Below are 18,199 nucleotides of genomic sequence, written 5' to 3'. Positions count from 1 at the left end.
TCCGCCACAGCCCTTAGTCGGTGCCGCTCGCTGCCTGGGCCGCCTCCAGCTCGGCCACGCGGGCCTCAGCGGCCTGGGCGCGCACCTGCCAGACGGCTGCGGTCACGATGTCGGGGTGGGCGGACTCGATGATCTGGAGCACCTGCACGGCGTCCACGGACACCGGTGTCTGGTCGGTCATGGGTTGTCCCCTTCGAGGGTGGTGATACGGGCGGTCAGTGAGTCGATCTGCTGCTGCTGGCGCTGGGCGAGGACGACGAGGGCGGCGGTGAGGCGTTCGTAGGCCAGGCCTGCCGCCGCGCCCATCTCGTCGCGGGAGATGAAGACGTCACCGCCGGCGGCGAGGACCTCCTCGGCCACGAAGCCTGGGGTGCGCTCGTCGATGCGCAGGATGTGCTCGAGCTCCCAGTCGACCTGCTCCCCCTCGTCCTGGGCCGTGAGGGCGTCCGCGTAGCGCTCGACGTTGCTGCGGTCGAGCCATGTGCGCGGGCGCAGCGCGAGCGCCAGGTCGGCCCACGCGGCGGGGGCGTCCTCGATGTCGAGCTTCGCGGCCCGCAGGGACGTGGAGCGCATGAGGACGCCGCTCGTGGTGACCACGACCACGTTCGCGGCACCGGTCGTCGTGTTGGAGTAGACGGTCGCGCTGCGCAGGTTCGTGTTGTCCAGGGTGACCGTGTTGCCGTTCGCGGAGACGAAGTTCGCTCCAGCACCCAGAGTCAGCATCGCGCCGTTGCCGCCGGCGACACGCAGTGCCCCGGCCCCGGCGCGGTCGATGGACCCTGTGGTCACGTCGGAGCCGTCGATGAAGAAGAGCGTGCTGTGGTTGCGGATCTGGGACTCGGCCGCGTACAGCCAGAAGTTCGCGAGGGGGTCGGTCGTGTCACCGAGGGATATGCGCGTGGACCCCGACGAGCGCCACCCGTGGATGAGGGTCCCGCCCGCGTTGTACAGGTAGAACTCGTCCGTGTTGATGACGAAATCCGTCATGGCGGACCCGGTGCCGGGGATGCTGTCGTTCTGGCCGAACCAGACACCGGTGGCCCACACCTGCATGGTGAGGATGTTCTGGTTCTCGTGGCCGACGAAGATTCTCCCGGAGTCGCCACTGGTCTGGTAGACCCGCATGACCGGGTTGCCGTTGTCCTTGTTGACCAGCAGACCCCACGAGGGCCCGATCGGGCCAGCCTGGAGGGCGACCTGCCCGTTGATGTGCTCAGCGACGAACTGGCCGCCGCTGAAAATCTTGATCTGCCCGTCGGTGATCTTCATGACCTCGGCGTTGGCCGGGTTGCGGAAGCTCATGACCGACGTGGTGCCCGAGGTGTACAGGAAGACGCGCGAGGTGCCTGCGGAGTCCCACAGGTAGATGCCCGGTGAGACTGTGTCGGAGACCTGCATGGTGGCTCGCGCCGCGCCGGTCGAGTCACGCGCCCAGAACCCGCCGCCGCCGGTCAGGTTCGCCATGTCGGCACGGGCACCGGAGGCCGCGGTGCGCACCAACGCGCCAGTGACGGTGCCGCCGGTGATCGTGGCGGTGCCGCCGACGATCGAGACGGTCTGGGTGCCCGCGGAGTTGTACCAGTAGGAGCCGGTGGGGTTGATCTCCACGCGCGCGCCAGACGTCGCCGTCTTGATGTCGGGCGCGACCAGCTCCATACCGTTCGCGATCTTGAAGTCCAGTGCGCCGACCGCGATCGTGTTCGCGGTGACGGAGTTGGCCTCGAGGTCGGGCCCCTTGACGCCGGCCACGACGACCGACACTGCGGCGGAGTAGGCCGAGACGTTGCCGGTCGTGTCCACGGACCGCAGCCGCGCCCAGACGGTGTCCCCGATGGCCACACCGAGCGTCTGTGCGGTGACCTGCAGCGCCCCGCCACGGGTGAGCGCGCCGCACACCGTCGTCGGTGTGGACGTCGTGCCCACGGCGACCTCGACGCGTGCGAAGTCGGCAGGGATCGCCGCCGCGAGCGTGCCCGCCCACGTCACCGACACGATCATCAGCGCAGACGCGGTCGTCGGCGCCGTGGGCACCGACGGCGGGGTCACGTCGCCCGGCACCAGCACGGTGTCGACCGTCGACCACGCGCTGGGCAGCGTGGTGCGTGCACCGATGGCACGCACGCGGGTCTCGATCGAGTCGCCCGGGGTGAGGTTGCCGATCTGCGCCGACAGCTCCGCCGTACGGATCGCCTGCCAGGCGCCGGCACCGATGCGCCACTGGAGCTCGTAGCCGCTGATCGTCAGTGCGCCCGTGTCCGTGCCGGTGGTGACCGGGTTCCACACTGCCGTGACGACGCCGCGCGGGGTGGTGCCCTGGAAGACAACGGCGGCGGTCGTCTCCAAGCCCGTCGGGGTGGACGGGACGCGAGACGCCTCCGGGTCCACGGCGATCGGGGCAGGCGGCCCGCCGGGCGAGATCGTGCCACCGGCCAGTGACGCGAGAGTGCGCGCGCGACGCTCCTCCTGCTCGAGCATGAGGTCATTCAGCGTCAGCGCGCCGGTCGAGTCGATGCCCTTGAACGAGAGCGTGGCCTGCTGCACGCGCAGCTTCTCGCCCGCACCAGCAGCCCCAGGCGCCATGATCCAGCAGCCCGGCCAGTAGTCCATCAGCGGCACGTGGGTCGCCTCGCCGAGGACGAGCTCGCGCGTGAACTGCCCCTGCGGGCGGCCCACCTGCTCCAGGTGCGCCTGCCCCGCGGCGATGCCGGCGGACTCCCCCGCGACCTGCCCGATCCGCAGCGTGGTCTCGGGGATGCCCCAACCCGTGGTGGCCGTCGGCTCCTCGGCCATAGTCACGCCGCCGGCAGCGGCCATGACCAGGACCCGGCCCGCCATGTTCGCAATGGACCGCTTCGTCGGTGCGCCGGCGATGTCGGTGCCGAGGGTCAGCGTGACGCCGTCCGTCCCGGACAGGTCCAGGGACAGCGTCGGCGAGTCGGGCACGTAGCAGTACAAGCCGCGAGCCTGCGTCGTCCAGTCGCACGCGCCGGCCGCCATCAGGCCGTCGAGCACCGTGAGGTAGTCGTCGCCGACGTTGAACCTCATGTCCGGCAGCACCGGCCAGGCCGTGCCCGCGGAGTCGGTCGTCTCGGTGAACGTCGGCACGACCGAGGTGGCGTACCCGTCGCGGTCGACGTTCTCGTCCAGGAGCGCCAGGAGGATCTCGCCGACCGTCGGCGCGGTGAAGGTCCGGATGTTGTCGACGGCACCCGCCGCGCCGACGACACAGCGGGCCAGCAGCCACCCGAACGAGGGCAGCGTCAGGCTCACCCGCTTCGTGGGGTCGGACGGGTCGCTGTCGTCCTCGAGGCGAACGAACCGGCAGCCCTTGGGCTCGACCCACACGTCACGGCCCAGCACGTCCTTCTCGCCCTTGGACAGCTCGAGCGCGACCTCGAGCCCGGACTGCAGCGCGGTCGCCAGGTGCGCGCCGCCCGCCGCCAGGTTCGAGTACGAGAACGTCAGGGACCCGACGTCGTTGTGCGCGACCATCGGGTCGATCGTCAGCGGGTACGGCAGCTCCCCCAGCGGGGCGCCGTTCGGCGTGTAGGCCTGCAGGCGTGCAGCGATCACGAGGAACCCCGCTTCCGGGTGAAGTAGTGGCAGCCACGGGGCGTGACTGCACTGGCGACTAGAGGTAGGCCGGCTGCGCGCGCACGGTCAGCGCCGTCGTGCCGGCGAACCCCGTGCCGGTCACGGTGACCGAGCACTCCGGGACCGCCGGGTCACCGACGGACGGCGTCGGCTGCAGCTGCAGCGACCCGAGCGCCTGACGCGACAGGCCGCCCGAGACGTCCGTTCCCCCCGGGGCCCACTGGGTGGCCGACGTCGAGCGCCACGCCTTCGACGTGGCCGTGTCGATGAACAGATAGTCGGCGGAGGTCAGTGCGGTACCGGACCACGAGTTGCCCGTGCCGGATGCGTCGTCGACCGCCACGACGACCGACAGCGGACCCCGGAAGCGCAGCACCGCGTCGGCCACCGGGCCGGACCCGGCAGCGAGCGCCGGCAGGTCGATGGACAGCCCGGTGGTGACGACGGTGGGGCCGATGTCGATCGAGGGTCCGCGCAGGAACGCGCCGGGCACGAGGATCTGCGCGGTGAACCGGGCCTGGACCTCGGCGGTGAACTCGCCCTGCGAGAGCCCGAGGAACTTCGCCGGCGCGGAGGTGACCAGGCCACCGGCGGACAGGCCGAGCACGAGCCCGGGCGCGGTCAGTGCCCGCTTGAGCTCGTGCTCGGCCGCCACCAGGGAGACCATTGCGCCCTTGAGCAGGAACTCCAGGGTGACGGTGAACGCCTCGTACTCCTGCAGCGGCTCGACGATCACGCCGTGCCGGCCTGGGATCACCACCTGGGCCTGCCTGGTGCCGACGTCGGCGGTGTGCTGCGACGCAGCCTGGATGTTCCAGCGTCGGGTGTCGATCCCCCGCGCGGTCCAGGTGATGTCAGCGGCCATCAGCGCCTCCCGACGTTCGCGAACTGGCGAGCGGTCTTCGCGATCGTGACCGACGGCGGCTCGTTGACTGGGCTGTACTGGGTGATGTTCCAGTTGTGCGTGACCGTCGGGCCACCGCCGCGCAGCACGTTCGCCGTGTCAGGGTTGTTGACGATGTACCCGTCGCTGCGTTCGACGCGCAGCTCCGGGCCGTTCTCGCCGACCAGGTAGGCCGACCCATCGACCGTCGGGCCGCCGCCGGCGCGGGCCTTGATGCCGAGCGCACGGGCGAGCTCGCTGCCGAGCCGGGTCGCCCAGTCGTTGATGCGCTTGTCGATCGCGGCGGCCTGGGCCTCCGCGATCTCGAGCGCACGAGCTGCCGACGAGAGATTGCCTCCCGTCGCCTCAGCACCCGCACGATCCCCGAGTCGATCGATCTCGGAGAGCGACGACTGCAGGGCTTTCATGTCCTTCGGCGACAGGGCCAGCAGCGCGTCAGCCATCGCCACGCCGCCCTCGACGCCCTGCGCGGCGACCTCCTGCAGGATCGCCGTGCCGTAGCCGGCCTTCCGCAGTGCCTGGAGCCGCAGGACGAGAGTCTTCGCCTTTGCCTCGTAGGACTGCGTCGCCGCCAGCAGCTGAGAGCCCGTTGCCGCGCGCTCAGCGCCCGACCACGGGTCGGTGCCGCCCGTGACGCCGCCCAGGGAGAAGCCCTCGCTGATGGTCGCCGAGACGTCGTCGGCGATGGCCTTCCACTTCTCGAAGTTCGACGTCGCCGAGGCGACCTTCTTGTCCAGGCGGTCGGCATGCTTGTACAGAATCGACAGCGCCCGCTCCGCCTTGTCTGCACCACCCGCCAGGCGCTCCGAACTGCTCCGCGACAGGTCACCCGAGCGGGCGAGATCCCGCAGCTGGTCCGTGGCACCCTGAGCACCCGACAGGCCGCTCGTCACCTGGTCGCGGATATCTCCACGGCGCAGGTCCGTGCGCAGGCTCGCGGCTTCCTCACGCAGGCGCGCGTACCGTTCACGTGCCGCCTCAGCCGCTTCCTGCGCGGCGCTCCAGCGGTCCTCGTTGCGGTCGGAGCGCACGCGCCGGAACGACCTACGGGCCAATTCGAGAGCACGTTGAGTGCGCAGCACGTCGGCGCGGGCCGCCTGAACCCCGCCGCCGGCGAGGCCGGGGAGACCGGCCAGCACCTCGCGCGGGACCGCCATCGCGTTGATCGCAGACAGCAGGCCATCGCCGTAGTAGTCCGCCGCCGGCTCCCGGATGAGCCACTCGCGCGAGCGCACGCGCACGCGGGGGATGCCCGCGCCGTCGACGCCCAGGAGGTTGTCCGCCAGTGGGTCCGACGGCGGGCGGCCGGGCAGGCGCCCGCCGGTGGGGAACCCAGGCAGGCGGGAGCCGGTCGCGCTGTTGCGCAGCACCGTGCCGGTGCCCGTGGGACTACCGCCCCAGACCTGCTGGATCGTCGTGATCGTGACGACCTTGGACGTCGGGATGTCCGCGATCTCGCCCTTGACGCGATCGGCCGACCCGCCGTCGGTCACCGTGACGGTGATGTCCTTCTTCGGGTGGACCGCCTCGATCGTGCCGTCGACGGCGCGCTGCAGGCGCCACCCCTGCTTTACCAGGGTGTCGGCCATCTGCTGCGAGATCGAGCTACCGGTGGCCGCAGCGTGCGACGCGATCGCCGCGGCCTGCTGCTTGGGTCCCGCCTCGGCGATGACTGCCGCTACCGAGCCGGCGACCTCCGGGCCCTTGGCCCGCAGCTCGTCGGCCATGGCCTGACCGCCGGCCGCGGCGATGGCCGCGAGGTTCTCCTCGAACTCCTGGGCCTCGCGCGCCTGGCGCTGCCACTGATTGATCAGGTCGCCCGTGGTGACCGTGACGTCCTTGGCGAAGTCCTCCCAGCTGTCCGACGCATCCGACGTCGCCTCAGCGGTGGCCTCGGCGGTGCGCTGCTCGGCTGCTTCCTTCTGCGTCAGCAGATCGTTGTACACGCTGACCGGGTCGGCGGCGGAAGTGAGCGCCTGGTTGTAGGCGTCCTGAGCCTCGGCGGCGCGCTCCTGGGCGGCGATGTGTGCTCGGTAGGCGTCGACGGACAGGCCGAGTGCCGAGGCGTTCGCACGCTCGATCTCGTTGGCGGCCTCCTGCTTGGCCGCCTCCTCTTCGACGATGTCACCGAGCTGCTCGAGGGCAACACGCTTGTCACCGAGCGCCCGCGACTCGGAGATAGTCACGAAGCCTTGCTGCGCTTCGATGTACTCCTGCTGCTTTGCGCGCACGGATTCGAGCGTGTCGCGCAGGCTCTCCAGCCGAGTGGTCGGGTCGGTCTCCTCGAACGACGACATGAACGCCGAGACGTCCTCGCCGGCGAGGCTCGACGCCGCGGCGATCTGCTCGACGGCGGTGACCGCACGGTCCTGCCACAGCTCGTAGACCTCGCGAGTGTCGCGGACCTCAGCGGCCAGCTCGGACCATGCGTCCCGGAGCGAGCCGAGCCGTCCCGCCTGGTCGGTGCCGTTGAACGAGGTCGACCACTCGGCGCCCTCTTCGGCCGCCGCGTTGGTGGCCTCCGAGATCTCGTTCAGCTTGGCCAGGACGATGCCGAGACCGGCCGCAGCGGCGAGGCCTGCTGCGGCGCCGATCGGGCCGAAGCCGGCTAGTGCGTTCGCCGCGGTCTCCTGCACCGCGTCGGCCGCAGACTCGAACGAGCCGTCGAACGAAGCCGCCGCCTCGCGGGCGGTGCTGTTCGCCTCGTCCCGGAACTCGTGCAGCCCGTCCGGGTTGATGCGCGGGCGGACCACCGTGGAGTCCAGGTCCTCGAGGGCGCGCTCCGCCTTCTCGAGGTCGGACAGCGCACGCTTGACCTCGGCGTGGACCTCGGCCTCGGCGCGGGTCTGGTCGACGTCGTCGAGCTCGGCGGCCAGGTCGCGCAGCGCGGCCTGCGCGGTGTCGATGTCGGCCTGGACGGTGGCACGGGCGGTCGACGAGTCGATCTCCCGCAGGCCGGCCAGGACCTCGTCGAACGAGCGCAGCGCCGCCGTGTCGTCGCCGTCGACCTTGACCGTGGCCGTGGCCCCGTCGATCTCCTTGCGGCGGTTCTCGGTCCGCTTGATGACCGTCTCGACGCCAGAGTCGTCACCCTTGAACAGCGTCATCAGCTCTGCGACTACGAGTGCCATGCGGCTACCTCCAGACGGCTCGGTACACCAGCGAGGACGAGTCGAGCAGGAGGCCGAGCAGGTACGGCCGGACGCGTGACCACGGGCCACGCATAGTGGACGGGTCTGTTAGGTCGATGCCGTACAGGCGTCGCAGGTCCAGCACCGCGAGGCGCCAGTGCGGGATGACGTCGCCCCACCCGCGAGTCACACTCTCGGGGGTGGGGGCGTCCATCACTCCTTCGGGGAAGACGTAGTCCGGGAACCAGCCCGTGACCGGGTCCCGCTCGCCGATGCCGTACTGCGCGATGTCTTCCGGCCCGACCGGGCCCGTGATTTTGGGGGCGTCGGGGTCCCCGACTCCGCCTCGGCGGGACGGCCGAAGTTGGCCAGGTAGTTGCGTGCGATCTCGTCGGACCCGTAGGCCCACCGGATGAGACAGAGCGTGGACACCCGCCGCATCGCCTCACCATCGGCTCTCATCCCCGCGTCAATGAGCGCCTCGTAGGTCTCACGCCCAATGGTGAGAACCTCGAGCGGCTCGCCCTGCAGGATCGCGTCGAGCGCACCGCCCTGGTCCGCCGAGTCGGCGGCGACGTCGGTCTCCTCGACATCGCTGCTCGGCTTCGTCTCACCCCTGGACAGGGCAGACAGCGCGACGATCCGCTTGCCGCGAGCGCCGTCGGGCGGCTGTGCGTAGTACACCTGCCCGCGCCAGGGGATCGGGATTGGGGCGTCGTCGGCGTCGGCGAGCCATTCGCCGACGACGCCCGCGTCGAGCCCGCTCACGCGGCGACCGTGTACTGCACGGCGTTGGAGGCGCCGGCCGTGGTGGTGACGATGACCGGCGACGCGCCGGCGGCAGCGACCGGGATCACCACGACGAGCTGGTTGGGTCCGACGTAGTTGATCTCCTCCGGGGCGAGCGCGATGCCGTCGATCGTGACGGTGGCCGCGGCGGTGAAGTTGGACCCGTTGATCGTGATGATCTCGCCGACGGCGCGACCTGCCGGCGAGATTGCCGCGATGATCGGGTCCTGCGCGACCGCGGCGCCCGTGTACGGGTTGGCGATCTCCAGGATCTTGCCCTTGCTCGTGAGCGTGTGCGTGACGTCGGAGGTGGCGCCGACGATGCCGGTGGTGGGCGGAGTCTGCGCGACCGACACCCACCCCTCGAACGCCACCGGGTGCGGCGTCACCCCGGGCTGCTTCGGCTTGTGGTACCACCGGCAGTGGGCCGCGTTGAACGGGCTGGCCTGCCGCGACTTGATGTCCAGCACCTCGACCTCGGGCAGGTACAGGCCCGTACCGAGCGCGGTCGCCAGGCGGGACGTGGCGGCCAGCGCCACACCGACGCCAACCACGCCCTGGTTCGGGTTGCCCTCGTCGTCGAACGTGCCCTCGTCGCGGGTGACCTGGGTCGGGGTGGGCGTCATGCTCGTCAGGAGTCGGTGGGCCTGCCACGTGGGCGTGACGTCGGTGTCGGTCAGATCGATGTCCAGACCCCACTCGAAGTCCGAGACGAGGCTGTAACCGGCAGGCAGAGAGGAAGGGAGTGGCATGGTCAGGTCTCCAGTTCGGGTTGGATCTCGTAGTTGTCGGCCCGCAGACGCCGGCCGTTTCCGTCGATGCCGAGCTGGGCGCTCGACACGCGTTTCATCAGGTGGATGCCACCGACCCGCATCAGGCCGTGCAGGATGTCGAACGCGGCATCTGCGAGGTCGTCGGCGCTGTCCGGGTCGCCCTTGTCGCCGCGAAGCCATAGCTGCACGCGGCGCAGTCCGGGCACGTCGCTCAGGTCGTCGGTTGGCCCGTACGGCGTGATGCCGCACGCCCGGTGCGGGGCGTCGGGGGCGGTGCTGACCTGGCCGTAGTAGACGCCGGTCTCGGTCGCGGTGTACGCGGGGCCGGTCGGCCGCCATGCCCAGCCCGTACCTGCGGCGAGGATCGTGGCGACTTGCTTGACGAGGTCTGAGTCGCGCATGTTCACCCCCTGCTTCCGTGGGCGCTCGTGTGCGCGGGTGGGACTATCGGGGCATGGACGCAGAGCAGGAGTCGTCACGCCCAGCGCGGGGTCAGGTCATCGGCGCGATCGCGCTCATCGCGGTGGTGGTGGCCGTCGTGCTCGGCATCTACTGGATCCAAGACATCGACGAGCAGAACGAGCGCGCCGAGTGCGAACAGTCGGGACTGGTCCAGGACGGCACGTGGTCCGTCGAGGACTGCATGCTCTAGCCACCCAGCTCGCGCAGCGCGGCCTGCGCCGCCGCCTGCTCCATCCGGTTCTGTGAGTCGGCGCCGACGACGGCGGACTCCATGAACTTCGGCTGCCCGTTCGCGTGCTTGTTGTACAGCGCCTCGTGCTGCCACGGCGCGTAGACGAGGTCCGTGTACAGCGTCGCGACGACGTCGTCCGGCGTTGCCTCGCTGACCTCGAGCGAGTCGGCCAGGACGTCGTCGTCGCGCGGCACGAGGGCCTCGGTTCGTTCGTGGCCGAGCTCGGCCTGCGCGTTGACCGCTGCGGCGTTGGCGCGGCGGATCATCGCGAGCAGGTCACCGCTCGACACGATGTCCGTCACGGTTGCCAGCCGTCGGGCATCTGCGCCCCGCAGATCGGCGGGGCGGTCGCGAGCGTCGGCACGAGCTCCTGCAGGAGGTCCTGGAACTTGGGGTGCTCCCGGGCCGCGTCGGTCGCCCAAGCGGCGCCGAGCTCGACGCCGCGGACGGCGTTGGGCGATCGTGGCGTGAGGATGATGAAGCCGCGAGCGCCGTGCCTCTCGGTCCAGCGGCGGGCGTCGGCGTGGTCGGTGGCGATGAGTGCGAACTTCACGGGGCACCTCAGGTCAGGTTGAGGGTCTGCCAGGACGGCAGGGTGGGGTGTGGTGCGCCGGCGGTCGAGACGACCGTGGCGGTGCGCTCCTTTGCGGTGCCGGTCCACACGGTGACGTTGGAGCCGGGCGGGGCGTCGACGTCCCAGGAGCAGTGAACGCGGGCGGAGGACACGGTCTCGGCGCCGGTGGCGTCGCGCACCAGGAGGGCGCCCTCCTCGACCATGGCGGGCACGTCGGAGACCGGGGGTCCCCAGGTCTCGCCCATGCCGCCCGAGCCCGTCAGCGGCTCGACAGTGACCCGGTGCGGCGTCATGTACGCCGGGATCTCGGCCACGTCACACGGTCTCTTCGTAGGCGCCGGCCCACATGTCGACGTGGCCGGCGCGCTGCTTGGTGAATCGCAGCTGCCTACGTTCGGCTTTGGTGAGGTACAGGTCGCCCATCGGGTTGGCGAACGTCTTGGACTCGTTGAACCCGCCGGCGCCCCAGGCCGTCTGGGTGATCGGTGCGCCGTCGGACGCGCCCGCTGCAGGCAGCGCGGCGCGGATGGCCACGGCGATCGTGATGCGCTTGATCGTCGGAGTGACGGCCGTGAGGTCGTCGAGGATGCCCCGGGTGTCCTCGTCGAGGATCAGCTGCGAGGCGTTCGTCAGCTGCGCTGCGGCTCGTACGCGGACGTCGGCGTTGAGCGTGCTCGGCAGGTCCGACTCCGCGGCGAACGGTGGCGTGAGAGCCATGGTGACCTCCTCGGGCGGTGGTGCGGTGGCGGGCGCAGGCAGGGTCGTCGCGGGGCCGAAAGTCACCCGGGATACGCAACCCCTGCCCTACCTTCGTCGGGAAAGGTGGGCGCACACGGGGCCCTTCCCGGGCCGACGTTGACGCCCGCCACCAGGTGTGGGGCACGCGGGCGGTTGCCCGCCCGCGTGCGTCAGGAGTCCTTGGACTCGGTCTCGTCCTCGGCGTCGACGGGGGTGTCGGACTCGTCGTCCTGGTCCTCGTCGCCGTCGGGCTCGTCGGGGTCCTCGTCGTCGATCTCGTCGTCGTCGAGGTCCTCGTCGTCCAGGTCCTCGTCGTCCAGGTCGTCGTCCTCACCCGCGGTGAGCAGGGCGGCCAGGATCTCCGGCTTGGTGCGCGCGCCGTCGAGCTCGACGCCGCGGTCCCTGGCGTAGGCCTTGAGCTGCTTCACCTGCCAGTCCGCCGCGGGCTCGCCCGCGGGGTACTTGGCCGGTGTGGTGCTGCCGGCCTGCTTGGGCTGCACGTCGATCGGCACGCCGAACGTGGGCGCCGTCGCGTGCAGCGGCTTTGCCCCCGACTCGCGCGGGTCCGAGTCGAAGGCCTCGTGACCCTGGTCGACGAGCTGCTTGGCGCGGTCGACGTCCTCGACGTCGAACACGTTGCCGTTGGTCTTGGATCGGATCCAAACCATGTGGGGGTTCCTCCTGTCGGAAAGGGGGTCGGGCCGCGACTCAGGCGGCCGCGAGCCAGGTGCGCACGGCGGTGGGTCGGATGACCTTGCCGCCGTAGACGTGCAGGCCGTCGACCTGGTCGCCGAAGGCGTCCGTGACGGTCTGCGCGCGGTCCTTGACGAGCTGCTCGGCGAACCCGTAGGCCCGGCCCCAGTAGCCGACCGCGCCCGGGCGTCCGGCGTTGGCCAGTGCGGCCGACGGGGTCTCGATGACCGTGAACCCGCGGTAGGTACCGATGACGCCGTTGCGCAGCGTCTGGTCCGACCCGGACTCGTTCGCCTTGAACAGCGACCCGCCGGCGTCCATGAGCCAACCGGCGAACTCCGGGTTGGCCGCGAGGTAGCGCTGCGCGGTGGGGACCTTGGCCTTGACCATGGCCGTGCGCATCGTCTTCACCGCGGCGTCCGCCGCGGCGAACGTCGCGAGGGCGGTCGTGCCGGCCGACGTGCCGTTGGTCAGCATGTCGGTGATGACGAAGTCCTCGGCGACGTCGGCGAGCGCCAGGCCGGCGTCGGCCTGGACCGCGTCGAACGAGCCGGCCGCCTGGACCTTGTCGACGTCGTCGACGAGGTAGGCGTAGTACTTCATCTGGTCGATGAGCAGCTCGAGGCCGTTGTCGACGATCGCGTCGCGCGTGATCGAGCCCGTGTAGGTCTTGACCGTCGGCGTGGTGAAGCCGGTGATCTTGACCTTCTCGCCACCGTTGACGATGTCGCCCTCGTAGTCGTGGTTGAGGGTCGGGATGATGAACGTGTTCTGGTGGAGGTTCTCCAGGAGAGCGGCGTGCCAGATCTCCGGGATGTAGTTGTTGACGGCCATGGTGGGTGTCCCCTTTCAGGGTCAGACGCCGAGCAGCTTGTTGAAGCGCCCCTCACGGCGCGCCTTGTTGATCTGCTCCGGGGTCATGGACTTGAGGTCCGCCGCGGTGAGCTGGGCGACACCCGCGGGCGGGGTGCCTCCCTCGCCGGGGACGGTGGGCCCGGCCGGCGGCGCCGGCGGTTCGGGCGGGGCAGCAGCAGCGATGAGCGGCTTGAGGGCCTCGGCGTGCGCCTGGAGCTCCTCGAGCGACGAACCCTTGAGCGCGGCGGCGGGAACACCGGTCTCCTCGGAGACCTGCTTCTTCCAGCCGGACACCTGCTCCTTCGTCTTGAATCCCTGGTTCTCGGCCTCGAGCGCCGCGATCCGAGCCGCCGTCTTCTCGGCCTCGGATAGCTGCGATGCCTCGATCTCGGCCAGCTTCTCGGCCTTGGTCTTGAGGTCGTCGTAGTCGGCGAACTTCGCGCGCTCGCGCGAGAGTCGCTCGGCGACGATCCGGTCCAGGTCTGCCTGCGATGCGGGGGGCGTGTAGTTCCCGCTCTGACCGCCCTTGTTGTCGTTCTCCGCAGGCTGAGGGGGCGTGCCGCCCTCGGGGATGCTGGTGCTCATCGTTGTTCCTTCCGTAGGCCCGTCGGCATTCCGCGCTGTTACCCCGTGCGCGTGTCGGGTACCCCGCCGCGTGGCGGGAAGCTTCTAGTCGCCGTCGACGGCGTCGTCGTCGGTGGCGTCGTACGTGACGCCGGCGTCCTCGGGCAGTTCCTCGAGGTAGTTCGCGAGTCGGGTGCGGTACTCGGCGAGCTTCGCCGCGGCGGCGGCGTCGCCCCGCTCGGCCTGCAGGCGCAGGGCCGTGGTCCTCGTCGAGGCAACGAACTCCGCGCGGACGTCGGCCTTGGGCGCGCTCTGGTCCCACGTCGGGCCGACGACGCACAGGCACTCGCCGTCGTGCGCGTCGAACGCTGCGGAGATCTCCGTGTACACGCCGCCGCGGCCCGAGAGCATGCGGCAGAACTTGCACGCCCCGGGCCGCACGAACCGGCCCCAGCCGTACGCGGCCCGGTCCCGGTTCGTGTTGGCCACGAGCGTGTCCCTGCCCGGCTGCAGGACCTGCTTCTGCAGGGCTCCGCGCAGCATCTTGAGGGTCTGCTCCGGAGTGGCCGGCATGTCCTTGGGTCGGGTTGCCTCGTCGGGCCGGTACAGCCCGCCGGCGGCGAACCGGACCGTTGACTCCGTGGCCACCGGGGGCACCGACTCCAGAGGGTCGAGCGCGCGAGCTCGGAAGTTGCCGAGCACACCCACCGCGCGGAACAGCCCGTCGCCCGCGGCCTGGTCGCGCAGCTGCTCGAACCACTCCGCCGCGGCGTCCGCAGCGATCTCGCCGTACTGCGCCACCAAGATCGGCACGAACTCCAGCAGCATGTCGCGGGCCGTGTCGGGATTGCGCAGCGGCAGCGTGGCCCAGAACGACGCCAGGTCTGCGTTCACCATCCGCACGATGGTCTGGTTCGCGGCCGCGAACTGTGCGACCTCAGCAGGCGTCGGCATCTCAGCCGGCCCCGGCCGGGGCCGGCTCCGAAGCAGGTGGCGGAGTCGGAACGGCCGGCGGCGTCGGTGCGGTCTCGCCGTCCGCCTCGGTCGGCAAACGGCCGGCGGCGAGCGAGGCCAGCAGGCCGCCGCCCTGAGCTCGGCGCCAGTCCGACTGCATCTCCTTGATCTCGTCGGGCTTGTAGCCCATCTTCCGGAGCTCGACCGTGGTCTGTGCCAGCGCGGGGATCGCCGTGACGCGCGCCTGCGACGCCTGCGCCTGCGAGACCTCCGTGGGTGTGGCCCACGATCCCCAGTCCGCGCGCAGCGTGCGGGCCGCAACGAGCGCCGCCGGGGAGTCGGAGGCCATCAGGACTGCGCGGCGCATGATGCGCTGGTGCGCCGGCCCTAGGACGGCGCTCTCCCAGTTCTCGATCTCCAGGCCCAGGTCGTCGTTGGCAGCCTTGATCGCCTCGGCGCTGGACGGGTTGTCCTGCACGATGCCGAGCGAGCTGACAGGCAGGTCGGTCTCGGCGGCGAACGAGGAGGCGTTCTGGCGCTGCTGCGCGAGGTTGGGCTCCATCGACTGCTGGGCAAACTGGCCGACGGTGGGGATGTTGCCGTCCTCGTCGCGGGACAGTGTCAGCAGCCGGCCGAGCGTGACGGTCCAGGACGGGATCGGCTTGCCGTTCTTGTCCTCGAACGCGTCCTCCTCGGCGCCGAGGGCGTACCGCTGGGGCGCGTTGTAGAACTCGGCGCCGACCTCGGTGCGCAGCGCTGTGCGGGCTGCCGCGTCGGTCAGGTACATGACCGCGCGGGTGATGCGGGAGCGGCCGAATGGGCGGCCGAGCAGCGGCTGGTACGGGAGGACCTCGACCGGCACGCCGGCGCCGTGCGTCTGCACGTCGCTGACCTGGTAGATCCCCAGGTTCGGCACGTAGTCGATGATGTAGACGATGCCCGGCACGTACAGGGCCAGGCTCGTCGGGCGGCCCAGACCGAACGTGGTCTCGTCGATGTCCAGGACGGACAGCGCGGCGCTGCAGGACTGGGTGCGGGCGTTCCACTCGGCGGTGGCCCACTCGGCGTCGCGGAACGTGACCATCACCTCGGGCTCGCCGAGCTCGGGCCGGCCGAGGTGCACGAACGCGAACACGCACCCGTGCTGCAGCGCACTGGTGTGTGCCGACCCGTACTGCGAGAGCAGGTTGTTGCTCTCGATGATCTCGTCGACCTGCGCCTGCAGCTCCGCGGAGCCCTCGGTGTTGGTGAAGCCGAGCAGCTTCGTGCGCCGCACCATGGCGTTGACGGCCTTGGCCGGCCACCCGACGACGACCTCGAACGTCTTGAGCTGCGGCGGGATCGAGATGCCCAGGTCCTTGAGGCCGTTCTTGCCCTCGTAGTACTTGCGGCGCAGCTGGTTGCGGAACCGTCGCTGCTGCCACTCGCGCACGAGCTGCACGAGCGTGTCCTTGGCGTCGTCAGGCAGCCCGGCCACGACGGTAGGCAGGTTGATCGGTCGGGTCTTCATGCGAGCACTGACCCCCTCGTCTTGCGTCCGGGCCGTCGCCGGCTGGTTCGTGCGGCCCATGCCGCGAACGCGACAGACTCGACCGCTGTCGGGTCGCCGCCGTTGATGCCCTCGAAGCCCCAGCCACCGGCCTTGCCGATCAGCCGTTGCCCGGAGCGGGCTACCGAGTCGTTCAGGACCGGATCGTCGAGGTGGGTGATCGTGACGCGCTTGACGCCCTCCAGGAGCATCGTGTGCGCGGCGATCACCTGGTCCGTGGTCGGGGTGATGATCACGCTCTGGGCGACCCTCGCCGCGCGCAGCTCGTTCACGAGCCCGGCCTGACCAGCCTTGCCGTCCACCACGATCTGCGCCGCCTTCCGTCGCCGCGGAGCGAGCCACTCGACCAGCCACGCCGTGCCGTCCGACGTCGGCCGGCGGGCGATGCACTCGACGTGCAGCCGCCCGTCGTCCGTCTTGCGGCACGCGGACAGCGCGACGACCGCGCCATCGGGCGAGAACTTCACGCCGTAGCTGTCGACGCCGTCGGCGGGCGGCTTGCTCACGTTGCCCTTGGCCCAGCGGCGCGGGTGGATCTTCGACCGGTTGGCGTCGTCGTCCCAGATGCCGAGCGCCTCGCGCCGGAACGAGCCCGGCACGTTCATGTTCTTCTTCATCCGCAGCACGGATGCCGTGTTGGTACGCGACGGGTAGGACGGGTTCGCCTTGGCCCACTGCGTGCGGTCGTCCTCGCTCGCGTCCGGGTCGGCGGAGAACTCGACGTAGAGGGTGTCCTCGTCGCCGTCGATCGCGTCCTTGCGCTTGCCCCGGAACACCTCGCCCGGGTCCTTGGGCCGCGGCGGCGTGCCGATGAAGAACAGCAGCGGGTTCCGCGCGACGTTCGTCGCCGGCACCATGTCCTCGACCGCAGCCTCGGTGAGGATCTGCGCCTCGTCGAAGATCTCGACGTCGACGTCGTCGAACCCGCGGCCGAAGCCACGCTCGCGAGCGCCGAACAGGATCCGGCTGCCGTTCTTGAAGTAGACGACCTCGTCGCCCGAACCGACCGTGACCCGGTCGACGTGCGGCGCGATCTTCTTCCGGCCGGCGAACGCCTGCAGCTTGCCGAACGTCTCCTCGGCGGTCTTCTTGCGGTGTGCTGTCCACAGGACCGTGAGGTCCTTGTGGAGGAGGCACATCGCGAACACGATGGCCGCGATCAGGAACGTCTTGCCGGTCTGCCGCGGGATGCTGAGCACCACGCCACCGATGCCGGCCGCGTACGTGCCGTCCTCGCGCTTGGCCAGCGCGAGCTTGCCGACCGAGTCCTGCCAGTCGTCGAACGTCAGGCCGAGCTGGCGGCACTTGCTGCGGACCGTGGGCCACTCCGTCGTGCGGATGCCCTGCGGGACGCACACGTGCCGCGCGACGTCGCGCAGCCGCACACGCTGCGGGTGCCGACCACGCCGAGGGTCAGACGTCCTCGTCCGGGTCGAAGTCCTCTTCCGGGTCGAGGTCGCCATCTTCGGCTCCCTCCTGCACCTCCGCGTCGATCTTCTCGATCGCGGCGGTGATGCTCATGAGGCGGTTGGTCAGCGCGGCGATGTCGCGCGACGAGGTCGCCTTGTCGTCGATCCGCACGGACACGACATCACGCATCGCGACCAGGACCGCGCGGCGATCACCGTGCTGCACGGCGTACTGGACCGTGTTCTGGCTCTCGTCCTCGGCGGCCATCGATGCACCCCCGCTCAGATCGGCAGACGCTCCAGCGTCGTACGGATGAACCGCTCCCGGGTGTACCGCTCCACGCTGATCGGCTCGCCGTCGAGCTGCAGCGTGCGGCGCCACCCGCGTTCCTCCGCGGCCGTGACGAACACGTGCACGCCGTTGCCGGACAGGCTGCGCTCGACGTACAGCACGCGCTCGGTCACGGTGCGCACGAACGCGGCGGCCTGCTCGTCGGTGACGTGGTCCAGGTCGTAGCAGCCGAGCCCGGCGCCGAGCATGACACCCAGGCCGTCGCCGGCCTGCGAGCGCCGTGCGGCCGCGTACGTCGACCAGGTCGTGGCATCGGTCGACGACGCCGGCGTGCCGCTCGTCGTGATGGGCCGTTTGCCGTCCGCGCGCACCCAGCGCGGCGCGTCGACGAGCTCGTCGGGCAGCTGCGCACGCTTGCGCGCACGGTGTGCTGCGACGCGGCAGCGGGTCGAGCAGTAGTCGGCATCGGCACGTGCGAGCGCGTCGATCGGTCCGCCGCACCTGTCGCATGTCCGCATGACTCAAGTGTAACGGCTATAGCGCCCTGACCTGCGGATACGCTCGGGTGAGGTTCTGGCGGGTTCGGGTGCCTCAGGCATACAACGCTCTGACCTGCGGAAACGCTCGTGGAAAAAACTCGGGGATAGATCGCGCAATACCCCGGGCAGCGACCCCCTTTGGGGGGA

General features: G+C 70.5%; 21 protein-coding genes. 1 reads left to right on the top strand and 20 read right to left on the bottom strand.

Going from position 1 to position 18,199, the window contains the following annotated elements:
• Positions 1-13: 13 nt before the first annotated feature.
• Genes ACNYC2_RS28710 through ACNYC2_RS28675 form a run of 8 tightly spaced genes read right to left on the bottom strand, consistent with a single transcriptional unit; the run spans position 14 to position 9,592 of the window.
• The gene (locus tag ACNYC2_RS28710; protein WP_419704995.1) at positions 14-181 is read right to left on the bottom strand and encodes a hypothetical protein; all 168 of its coding nucleotides are present in this window, start codon (positions 179-181) and stop codon (positions 14-16) included.
• Positions 178-3,573, bottom strand: a complete 3,396-nt coding sequence (locus tag ACNYC2_RS28705) for a hypothetical protein (protein ID WP_419704994.1) — start codon at positions 3,571-3,573, stop codon at positions 178-180. The genes ACNYC2_RS28710 and ACNYC2_RS28705 overlap by 4 nt, the downstream gene beginning before the upstream one ends.
• 58 nt (positions 3,574-3,631) lie before the next feature.
• Positions 3,632-4,459 carry a hypothetical protein gene (locus ACNYC2_RS28700; protein ID WP_419704993.1) on the bottom strand — a complete coding sequence of 276 codons (828 nt, stop codon included), beginning with the start codon at positions 4,457-4,459 and terminating at the stop codon, positions 3,632-3,634.
• Entirely contained in the window at positions 4,459-7,629 is a 3,171-nt protein-coding gene (locus ACNYC2_RS28695) for a hypothetical protein (protein ID WP_419704992.1), read from the bottom strand. Before ACNYC2_RS28695 ends, ACNYC2_RS28700 begins: the two co-directional genes overlap by 1 nt.
• A 4-nt stretch (positions 7,630-7,633) precedes the next feature.
• Complete coding sequence (locus ACNYC2_RS28690; RefSeq protein ID WP_419704991.1) at positions 7,634-7,843, bottom strand: hypothetical protein; 210 nt, start codon at positions 7,841-7,843, stop codon at positions 7,634-7,636.
• Positions 7,843-8,397: a DUF7426 family protein gene (locus tag ACNYC2_RS28685; protein WP_419704990.1), complete on the bottom strand. Its 555-nt coding sequence runs from the start codon at positions 8,395-8,397 to the stop codon at positions 7,843-7,845. Before ACNYC2_RS28685 ends, ACNYC2_RS28690 begins: the two co-directional genes overlap by 1 nt.
• Positions 8,394-9,170 (bottom strand): IPT/TIG domain-containing protein, encoded by a 777-nt coding sequence (locus tag ACNYC2_RS28680; RefSeq protein WP_419704989.1) that lies wholly within the window; start codon positions 9,168-9,170, stop codon positions 8,394-8,396. The genes ACNYC2_RS28685 and ACNYC2_RS28680 overlap by 4 nt, the downstream gene beginning before the upstream one ends.
• A gap of 2 nt (positions 9,171-9,172) precedes the next feature.
• Positions 9,173-9,592 carry a phage tail terminator protein gene (locus tag ACNYC2_RS28675; RefSeq protein ID WP_419704988.1) on the bottom strand — a complete coding sequence of 140 codons (420 nt, stop codon included), beginning with the start codon at positions 9,590-9,592 and terminating at the stop codon, positions 9,173-9,175.
• 53 nt (positions 9,593-9,645) lie between these two features.
• Here ACNYC2_RS28675 and ACNYC2_RS28670 point away from each other — a divergent pair, with 53 nt between their 5' ends.
• Entirely contained in the window at positions 9,646-9,843 is a 198-nt protein-coding gene (locus ACNYC2_RS28670; protein ID WP_419704987.1) for a hypothetical protein, read from the top strand.
• Here the strand turns inward: ACNYC2_RS28670 and ACNYC2_RS28665 are convergent.
• The 12 genes from ACNYC2_RS28665 to ACNYC2_RS28610 all read right to left on the bottom strand — a co-directional run bounded on the left by ACNYC2_RS28665 (position 9,840) and on the right by ACNYC2_RS28610 (position 18,031).
• Entirely contained in the window at positions 9,840-10,187 is a 348-nt protein-coding gene (locus tag ACNYC2_RS28665) for a hypothetical protein (protein WP_419704986.1), read from the bottom strand. The genes ACNYC2_RS28670 and ACNYC2_RS28665 overlap by 4 nt on opposite strands.
• Positions 10,184-10,438: a hypothetical protein gene (locus tag ACNYC2_RS28660; RefSeq protein WP_419704985.1), complete on the bottom strand. Its 255-nt coding sequence runs from the start codon at positions 10,436-10,438 to the stop codon at positions 10,184-10,186. Before ACNYC2_RS28660 ends, ACNYC2_RS28665 begins: the two co-directional genes overlap by 4 nt.
• A gap of 8 nt (positions 10,439-10,446) precedes the next feature.
• Positions 10,447-10,773 carry a hypothetical protein gene (locus ACNYC2_RS28655; RefSeq protein WP_419704984.1) on the bottom strand — a complete coding sequence of 109 codons (327 nt, stop codon included), beginning with the start codon at positions 10,771-10,773 and terminating at the stop codon, positions 10,447-10,449.
• A 1-nt stretch (position 10,774) separates the two neighbouring features.
• Positions 10,775-11,176: a Gp19/Gp15/Gp42 family protein gene (locus tag ACNYC2_RS28650; protein WP_419704983.1), complete on the bottom strand. Its 402-nt coding sequence runs from the start codon at positions 11,174-11,176 to the stop codon at positions 10,775-10,777.
• Positions 11,177-11,367: 191 nt separating this feature from the next.
• Positions 11,368-11,865 (bottom strand): hypothetical protein, encoded by a 498-nt coding sequence (locus ACNYC2_RS28645; protein WP_419704982.1) that lies wholly within the window; start codon positions 11,863-11,865, stop codon positions 11,368-11,370.
• A 40-nt stretch (positions 11,866-11,905) separates the two neighbouring features.
• Positions 11,906-12,724 (bottom strand): hypothetical protein, encoded by an 819-nt coding sequence (locus ACNYC2_RS28640; RefSeq protein WP_419704981.1) that lies wholly within the window; start codon positions 12,722-12,724, stop codon positions 11,906-11,908.
• A gap of 21 nt (positions 12,725-12,745) precedes the next feature.
• Positions 12,746-13,330, bottom strand: a complete 585-nt coding sequence (locus tag ACNYC2_RS28635) for a hypothetical protein (protein WP_419704980.1) — start codon at positions 13,328-13,330, stop codon at positions 12,746-12,748.
• 84 nt (positions 13,331-13,414) lie between these two features.
• Positions 13,415-14,263 (bottom strand): hypothetical protein, encoded by an 849-nt coding sequence (locus tag ACNYC2_RS28630; RefSeq protein ID WP_419704979.1) that lies wholly within the window; start codon positions 14,261-14,263, stop codon positions 13,415-13,417.
• Position 14,264: 1 nt separating this feature from the next.
• Positions 14,265-15,773, bottom strand: a complete 1,509-nt coding sequence (locus ACNYC2_RS28625; RefSeq protein ID WP_419704978.1) for a phage portal protein — start codon at positions 15,771-15,773, stop codon at positions 14,265-14,267.
• On the bottom strand, positions 15,770-17,197 hold the full coding sequence (locus ACNYC2_RS28620; RefSeq protein ID WP_419704977.1) for a hypothetical protein: 1,428 nt from the start codon (positions 17,195-17,197) through the stop codon (positions 15,770-15,772). The genes ACNYC2_RS28625 and ACNYC2_RS28620 overlap by 4 nt, the downstream gene beginning before the upstream one ends.
• 28 nt (positions 17,198-17,225) lie before the next feature.
• Positions 17,226-17,489: a hypothetical protein gene (locus ACNYC2_RS28615; protein ID WP_419704976.1), complete on the bottom strand. Its 264-nt coding sequence runs from the start codon at positions 17,487-17,489 to the stop codon at positions 17,226-17,228.
• Positions 17,490-17,503: 14 nt separating this feature from the next.
• A complete protein-coding gene (locus ACNYC2_RS28610) occupies positions 17,504-18,031 on the bottom strand; it encodes a hypothetical protein (RefSeq protein WP_419704975.1) in 528 nt (175 codons plus the stop codon).
• Between the last annotated feature and the right edge of the window lie 168 nt (positions 18,032-18,199).

Source organism: Promicromonospora sp. NFX87, from assembly GCF_048564965.1.
Classification (GTDB): Bacteria; Actinomycetota; Actinomycetes; order Actinomycetales; family Cellulomonadaceae; genus Promicromonospora.
This window is presented reverse-complemented; position numbering and strand designations above follow the sequence as displayed.